5 protein-coding genes are annotated in these 8013 nt (G+C 71.4%); 3 read left to right on the top strand and 2 right to left on the bottom strand.

What is annotated here, in order from left to right; translation table 11 throughout:
* Both B4M60_RS01915 and gdhA read right to left on the bottom strand, forming a co-directional pair.
* A partial coding sequence (locus B4M60_RS01915) for an Hsp70 family protein (protein WP_291079763.1) occupies nucleotides 1-383 on the bottom strand: 383 nt, incomplete at its 3' end.
* Nucleotides 384-738: 355 nt separating this feature from the next.
* Nucleotides 739-2085 (bottom strand): NADP-specific glutamate dehydrogenase, encoded by a 1347-nt coding sequence (gene gdhA / locus B4M60_RS01910; protein WP_291079761.1) that lies wholly within the window; start codon nucleotides 2083-2085, stop codon nucleotides 739-741.
* Between the two features lie 249 nt (nucleotides 2086-2334).
* Here gdhA and B4M60_RS01905 point away from each other — a divergent pair, with 249 nt between their 5' ends.
* From B4M60_RS01905 to B4M60_RS01895, 3 genes are all read left to right on the top strand, one after another.
* The gene (locus B4M60_RS01905) at nucleotides 2335-3690 is read left to right on the top strand and encodes a S1 family peptidase (RefSeq protein ID WP_291079759.1); all 1356 of its coding nucleotides are present in this window, start codon (nucleotides 2335-2337) and stop codon (nucleotides 3688-3690) included.
* A gap of 113 nt (nucleotides 3691-3803) precedes the next feature.
* Nucleotides 3804-5402, top strand: a complete 1599-nt coding sequence (locus B4M60_RS01900; protein WP_291079757.1) for a S1 family peptidase — start codon at nucleotides 3804-3806, stop codon at nucleotides 5400-5402.
* 171 nt (nucleotides 5403-5573) lie between these two features.
* A partial coding sequence (locus tag B4M60_RS01895) for a (Fe-S)-binding protein (RefSeq protein WP_291079755.1) occupies nucleotides 5574-8013 on the top strand: 2440 nt, incomplete at its 3' end.

Below are 8013 nucleotides of genomic sequence, written 5' to 3'. Positions count from 1 at the left end.
CGCTGGGCGTCGTTGAAGTAGGCGGGGACGGTGATCACCGCGTCGGTGACGTCCTCACCGAGGTAGGACTCCGCGTCGCGCTTGAGCTTCTGCAGCGTCCGGGCGCTGATCTCCTGCGGGGTGTAGTTCTTGTCGTCGATGTCCGGCGACTTCCACTCGGTGCCGATGTGGCGCTTGACCGAGCGGATGGTGCGGTCGACGTTGGTGACCGCCTGGTTCTTGGCGGGCTGGCCCACGAGGACCTCGCCGTTCTTGGCGAACGCCACCACCGACGGGGTCGTGCGCGACCCCTCGGCGTTGGCGATCACGTTGGCCTCGCCGCCCTCGAGGACGGCGACGCACGAGTTGGTGGTTCCGAGGTCGATACCGACTGCACGTCCCATGGTGAACTCCTTCTCTCCGCGACGAGTCCGCGCGGACGGGGTGTGGACTGGAAGATCCTGTTGTTCAGCAGACCCGGCTCAAGGCTGGGACCGTTACCTCCACCCTGCCTTCCGGGGGAGCGCGAGTCAAGCCAACTTGAGTCTGATCCGCTGAGGTTTGACGCCCTGTACAACTCGCGGCGGGCCGGATGGATTCCCGGCGTGACGCGGATCACGCCCCATCCTGCGCGCGCCCGACTCAACCGGAAAGGGCGCTCCGGTCACCGGCCCGCAGGCGGGGGTGACCGGAACGCCCTTGGAGTGGTGGACCGGGAGGGGACGACGACGACGAGGCGCGCCGCCGGCCGGGATCGGGTCAGATGACGCCCTGGGCGAGCATGGCGTCGGCGACCCGGCGGAAGCCCGCGATGTTGGCGCCCGCGATGAGGTCGCCCGGGGCGCCGTACTCCTCGGCGGTCGCGGCCGAGGTGGCGTAGATGTTGGTCATGATCCGGTCGAGCTCGGAGTCGACCCGCTCGAAGTCCCACTGCAGGCGACCGGCGTTCTGCCGCATCTCCAGGCCGCTGGTGGCCACGCCGCCCGCGTTGGCCGCCTTGGCGGGGCCGAAGAGGATGCCCTTCTCGTGGATGACCTCGATCGCCTCCTCGGTGCAGGGCATGTTGGCACCCTCGGCGACCAGGCGGCAGCCGTTCTCCGCGAGCGTGCGCGCGTCGTCACCGTGGAGCTCGTTCTGGGTGGCGCAGGGCAGCGCGATGTCGCACTCGACCCCCCACACCGACCCGCCCTCGACGTACGTGCAGTTGCCCCGCTCGCGGGCGTACGCCGAGAGCCGCTCGCGGCGGACGTCCTTGACGTCGGCGAGCAGCTCCAGGTCGAGCCCGTCCTCGTCCACCACGTACCCGGAGCTGTCGGAGCAGGCCACGACCGTGGCGCCGAGCTGCGCCGCCTTCTTGGCGGCGTAGAGGGCCACGTTGCCCGAGCCGGAGACCACCACGCGGGATCCCTCGAGGCTGATGTCGGTGTCGCGCAGCATCTCGCGGACGAAGTAGACGAGTCCGTACCCGGTGGCCTCGGTGCGGGCCCACGAGCCCCCGTAGCCGACGCCCTTACCGGTGATGACCCCGGCCTCGTTCCGGCCGGTCACCTTCCGGTACTGCCCGTACAGGTAGCCGATCTCCCGGCCGCCCACGCCGATGTCGCCGGCCGGCACGTCGAGGTCGGCGCCGATGTAATGGGCGAGCTCGCCCATGAACGACTGGCAGAAGCGCATGACCTCGCCGTCGCTCTTCCCGTGGGGGTCGAAGTCCGAGCCGCCCTTACCGCCGCCCAGCCCGAGCCCGGTGAGCGCGTTCTTGAACACCTGCTCGAAGCCGAGGAACTTCAGCGTGTCCTCGTCCACGGACTTGTGGAACCGCAGCCCGCCCTTGTAGGGGCCGAGGTCCGAGCTGAACTGCACGCGGTAGCCGCGCTGGACCTGGATGGTCCCGGAGTCGTCCACCCACGGCACCCGAAAGGAGATCACGCGCTCGGGCTCGATGATCCTCTTGAGGATCCCGCCCTCGATGTACTCGGGGTGCTGCCTGACCACAGGGACGAGCGATTCCAGCACCTCGTGGACGGCCTGCAGGTAGAGCGGCTGCCCCGGGTTGCGTCGCACCACGGTGGCAAGCGCATCATGCAGTGCGGCGTCGGCGTCGGACATGGGACCTCCGGTCTACGGGCAACTCGAACTGGGCGACACCTCGAGCCGCCGGTGCGGAGAACCCGACACTGCTGGGACTGTGTAATCGCCGTGGCGCAGCCTAGCGGCTGCACCCCCGGATCTCCGAGTCAGCCCGACCGGGATCGTCGCCCGCCCCCGCTTTCCTCCCGCCCGCGCCGACCCGGCACTACGCTCGACATCCGCACCTCGGGGCCCGCCCCGCCCCCGCCCACAGGAACGGACATCCCCATGCGCCACCCCAACCGCACCCGATTCCGGTGGGTCGGTGCCGTGGCCGCGATCGCGGTCGTCACGGCGCCCGTCGCGGCCCTGGCCCAACCCGCGGACGGCGCCCCTCCGGCGGACGATTCCCGGACGTCGGAGGTCGTCGCACACGATTCCCTCGACGGTGCGCTCGTCGCGGCCGGGACGACCCGCGAGGGTTTCCGGTCGGACTCGGCGCTCGCGGAGCGGCTCGCCGCGGCGTCCGAGGAGTACGCCGCGAGGTTCCCGGCCGCCTTCGCCGGGGTGCGGATCGACGGCGGCGCCGGCCAGGTCGCGGTGGTGCGCGACGGCCACGACGCCGACGCGCTCGCGGCGGATGCACGTGCCCGCGGCTTCGTGGTCCTCGCAGCCCCGGCCGCCGCCCGGGACCTGGACGACACGGCGGGACGGGTCCAGGCCTGGGCCGACTCCCTGCCGACCGAGCAGCGCGAGGCCATCACCACCGTCGACGTGGATCCGTTGAGCGGCGATGTGACGGTCCTCGTCGACGGCTCGCCGGCGGCGCCCGTCCCCCCCGCCGACCTGGGAACGGGCGTGCGGGCGGCGGGGTTCCTGCCCGCCCAGGGTTCGCTCGGGTCCGCCGCCCCGCCCGACGCCCCGCCGGTGACGCCTCCCCCCTCTCCCCCGGCCCCGGGTTCCATGGCCGGGGGAACCCGCGTCCTCATCACCTCCCCCGCCGGCGACATCGCCAACTGGTGCTCCCTCGGGTTCAACGGACTCCGCGGCGGCCGGGTCGTCAACATCACCGCCGCGCACTGCAGCACCTTCCCCGACCGCGTGACGTCCCGCACCGTCTTCCGCCCCGGGACGGTGTCGGAGGGCCCGTCGTCGCCGCGCCTGGGCGCGTTCACCGCCGCCGAGGTCGACGAGGGGCTCGACGCGGCCCTGGTCTCCATCGACCCCGCCGCGGAGACCCGCTTCCGCAACTCCCACGTCCTGGCCGCCGACGCCCAGCCCCTCGCGCTGTCCGGCTCCCAGCGGCCCGTCGTGGGGCAGCTCCTCTGCAAATACGGCCAACGGACCGGGTACACCTGCGGAAAGGTGTCCGGCGTCGACTCCGCCTCGCCCGGCGGCACCACGAACGTCGAGGTCGACCTGTGCGCCATCGCGGGCGACAGCGGCGGCGTCGTGTTCTCCAGCACCCGGGCGGTCGCCGTCACGAGCCTGTCCAACGCGTTCGACCAGTACGGGGTGCCCTATGAGGACTGCGCCACCGCCCGGGACGCCCTCGCCCGCTGGCGCACCGTCCCCATGATCGTCGGGGTGACGGTCGGAGCCATCGAGAACCGCTTCCCCGGCCTCCAGGTGGGCGCCTCCTGACACATCAATCACACAAACCACACGTGTCACACTGGACCCGCTAATCACACTTCCGTAATCTGGGCCGCAACTGGACCACCTCGTCGTCCGCCCGTGCACCACGGAAGGCCATCATGCGCACCACCTCCACGCTCACCGCCCTCGTCGCCGCCGCGGCGCTGGTCGTCTCCGCGACCCCCGCCGGAGCCGCACCCGCCCCCGCGACCCCGTCGCCCTCTGTCGTCACGACGCTGCCGGCCCTCGCCGAGGCCCTCGGGCCGCAGCTGACCTCCCTGGTCGACGCCCTCCAGCGGGATCTGGGCCTGACCCCCGAGCAGTTCCTCGCCCAGGCCGGCGTGGGCGACCGCCTCGCCCAGGCCCGGCCCCGCTGGGAGCAGCAGTTCCGCGAGGCGTTCGGGGGCGTCTGGCTCGACGACGCCGGCACGGGCCGGGTCGGCGTCGTCCCCGGGGAGGTGGGCGAGAGGCTGCGCACCGAGGCCTCCGCCGCCGGATTCCTCGTGCAGGACGTGGCGCTGACCGCCGACGAGCTCTCGGCCCGCGAGCGCCAGGTGGCCACCATCGTCGAGGGGCTCCCCGCGGAGATGCGGGCCCTGGTCACCGGCGTGCGCGTCGATCCCACCCGGAACGCGGTGGTGGTCACCACCCGTGGCGGCGAGGCCTCCCAGCTGGGGAACCTCACCGCGCGGCTGAAGGACCTCGCCGTCATCGACATGACCGAGGCCCCGGACCCCGCGTGGGACACCGCCCCGTTCGGTAGCGAGGGCGGGGGCGGGACCCAGTCCGACGGCGGGCCGACCGTGGACGGGCTCGAGCCCGCCACCACCCGCGCCGGCGCGCAGGCCGAGCCCGGACCGGCCACCGCCGGCGAGGCCGGCTCCCTCGCCAGCCTCGCGCTCCTCGGCGAGGCCGGGCTCATCCCCGAGGGGCCCGCGCGGACCATCATCGACCTGCTCGCCGGTCTCACCCCGGGAACCGGCTCCGTCATCGACGGGATGAACGAGATCGTCCCCAACCCCGTCACCCCGGCCCCCGCCTCCGACCGTCGGACCCAGCAGCCCGCGCCGGGCGGGCCCGTCGTGGGCGGCACGGCCTACGTCGTCGCCGTCCCCGGTGGGGTCCTGGAATGCTCCACCGGTTTCAACGGCGAGCTCGCCGGCACGCCCGTCGTCATCACCGCCGCGCACTGCGCCGGCGCCGACGGCGCCCGGGCCGCGCTGGCCGACGGCCAGGAGTTCGGCACCACGACCGGCGTCCGCAAGGACGCGATCGACACCGCCCTCATCGCCGTGGACCCCGCGCTCGCCAACCGCTTCCGCACCAACCTGGTCGGGACCGGGCCCGACACCACGCAGGCCATCACCGGCACCGCGAACCCCGTCGTGGGCCAGAAGGCGTGCAAGACCGGCTTCCGCACCGGCTTCTCCTGCGGGACCGTCACCGAGGTGGGCGCGACGGTCGACGTGGCCGGCTCCCGCACCATCGCCAACGCCTTCAAGGTGGACCTGTGCGCCCTGCCCGGCGACAGCGGCGGAGTGGTGTTCTCGGGCGACAAGGCCCTGGGGGTCTCGAGCGCGTCCAACGTCGCCGATACCGGTACCTGCGCCAATGCCCGGGCGGTGGCACGGGCGGCCGGGTTCACCCCGACCCTGTCCGTGGTCCCGATCTCCGACGTCCTGGCCGCGCACCCCGGACTGACGCTGCGCACCAACTGAATCCAGTCCCACACGCGGGCCCCGTACCCGAGTGGAGAGCGCCCGGTAAGGGCGACCTCAACTCGTGGAACGGGGCCCGCGTGGCCTACCTTTAACGCAAGACCGTCGACGGGCACACGCAGTGTTTCCTGGTGCCCGTGCGTCGAGAAGAGCGACGAAAGGCCGCGAACCATGTCAGGCGTGACCATCACTCTCGGGACGATCGGTGTCCTGCTCAGTCTCTTCTGCTGGGCCTCCTTCATCGGGGGCGTCACCACGATGGTGCGGAGCATCCGTCTGGGCCAGAAGGACGGCTTCGACCGCGTCGGCCCGGTGGTCGCGCGCGCGAAGAACGTCATCGTGGAGGTGGCCGCACACACGCGGATGGCCAGGAAGAAGTCGGTGGGCGCCTTCCACTGGCTCGTCATGGTCGGGTTCCTGCTGGGTTCCTTCGTCTGGTTCGAGGCCTACATCCAGACGTTCAACCCGCGCGGCGGCTGGCCCTGGGTCTCCGACCAGGGCTGGTACCACCTCATCGACGAGATCCTGGGCCTGGGCACGGTCATCGGCATCACGGCGCTGATCATCATCCGCCAACGCAACATGCGCCGCGGGCTCAACCGGTTCGAGGGCTCGGACCGCAAGTCCGCCTACTTCGTCGAGACGGTCGTGCTGCTCGAGGGCCTGGGCATGATGTTCGTCAAGGCCGGCAAGCTCTCGCTGCAGGCCGCCGACGGCGAGCACTTCCACTGGAGCACCGACTTCGTCACCGGTCCCCTCTCGACGCTCCTGCCCGCCAACGAGCTCATGGTCTCGATCTTCGCGCTGGTCAAGCTGCTCACCGGCATGATCTGGCTGTACGTCGTGGGCCGCAACATCACCTGGGGCGTCGCGTGGCACCGCTTCGCGGCGTTCTTCAACATCTACTTCAAGCGTGAGGCCGACGGCCGGACCGCGCTGGGCGCCCTCAAGCCCATGACCATGGACGGCCAGGCGCTGACCATGGCCAAGATCGAGGAGCTCACCGAGGCGGACGAGAGCTTCGAGCCGATCCTCGGTGTGGGCGCGATCGAGGACTTCTCCTGGAAGGGCTGGCTGGACTTCTCCACCTGCACCGAGTGCGGCCGCTGCCAGGAGCAGTGCCCCGCCTGGAACACCGGCAAGCCGCTGAGCCCCAAGCTCATGATGATGTCCCTGCGCGATCACGGCGCCGCCAAGGCCCCGTACCTGCTCGCCGGGGGCAAGACCACCATGGGCGAGGAGACGGGTCTGGTCGACGCGGACGGCAACCCGGACGAGAAGAAGCTGGCCAGGATCCCCGAGGCCGCCCGCCTCGAGGCCCAGCGTCCGCTCGTCGGCCACACCACCGCCGACGTCTCCGACGATCCGACGCTCGCCGGCATCATCGACCCCGAGGCCCTGTGGTCCTGCACCACCTGCGGCGCCTGCGTGGAGCAGTGCCCCGTGGACATCGAGCACGTGGACCACTTCATCGACATGCGCCGCTACCAGGTGCTCATCGAGTCGGAGTTCCCCACCGAGCTCGCGGGCCTGTTCAAGAACCTCGAGAACAAGGGCAACCCCTGGGGCCAGAACAACTCGGGCCGCGACGACTGGATGAAGGCCCTCGACTTCCAGATCCCGGTCATCGGCTCGGACCTCGAGGACTTCTCCGACACCGAGTACCTGTTCTGGGTGGGCTGCGCCGGCGCGTTCGAGGACCGCGCCAAGAAGACCACCCAGGCCGTGGCCACGCTGCTGCACACCGCCGGCGTGAAGTTCGCCGTCCTGGGCCAGGGCGAGACCTGTACCGGCGACTCCGCCCGCCGCGCGGGCAACGAGTTCCTGTTCCAGATGCTCGCGGAGCAGAACATCGAGACCATGAACAACGCCTTCGACGGCGTGCCCACCGCGCAGCGCAAGGTCGTCGTGACCTGTGCCCACTGCCTCAACGCGCTGAAGAACGAGTACGGCGAACTGGGCGGCGACTACCAGGTGGTCCACCACACCCAGCTGCTCAACCGGCTCGTGCGGGAGAAGCGCCTCGTGCCCGTCGCGCCGATCGACGGCACCGTGACCTACCACGACCCGTGCTACCTGGGCCGACACAACCAGGTCTACGAGGCCCCACGTGAGCTCATGGACGGCTCGGGCGTGACGCTCAAGGAGATGCCGCGTCACGGTCAGCGGTCCATGTGCTGCGGCGCCGGTGGCGCGCGCATGTGGATGGAGGAGACGGTCGGCAAGCGCATCAACGTCGACCGCGTGGACGAGGCGCTGTCGACCTCGGCGACCAAGATCGCGACGGGCTGCCCGTTCTGCCGCGTGATGCTCTCCGACGGCACCACCGCCCAGACCGACGGCACCGAGCTGGAGGGCAAGGTCGAGGTCGTGGACGTCTCCCAGCTGCTGCTGGAGTCCGTCTCCCGCGACGGCCTGCCCGAGCCCCGCGAGGCCGCGTGGCTCGAGCAGCCGGTCCGCGAGAAGACCACGGCCGAGCAGGAGGCCGAGCAGGCCGAGCGCGACGCCGCCGAAGCCGCGAAGGCCGAGGCCGCCGCTCCCGCCGAGGCAACCGCTCCTGCCGAGGCCGCCCCGGGCACCGAGGTGACCGACAAGGGCGAGGGCACCGAGG

It is taken from the genome of Dietzia sp. UBA5065 (assembly GCA_002415925.1).
Taxonomy (GTDB): domain Bacteria; phylum Actinomycetota; class Actinomycetes; order Mycobacteriales; family Mycobacteriaceae; genus Dietzia.
This window is presented reverse-complemented; position numbering and strand designations above follow the sequence as displayed.

Coding starts and splice junctions, on each gene's coding strand:
- gdhA (WP_291079761.1), bottom strand. CDS start 2,085: ATGTCCGACGCCGACGCCGCACTGCATGATGCGCTTGCCACCGTGGTG.
- B4M60_RS01905 (WP_291079759.1), top strand. CDS start 2,335: ATGCGCCACCCCAACCGCACCCGATTCCGGTGGGTCGGTGCCGTGGCC.
- B4M60_RS01900 (WP_291079757.1), top strand. CDS start 3,804: ATGCGCACCACCTCCACGCTCACCGCCCTCGTCGCCGCCGCGGCGCTG.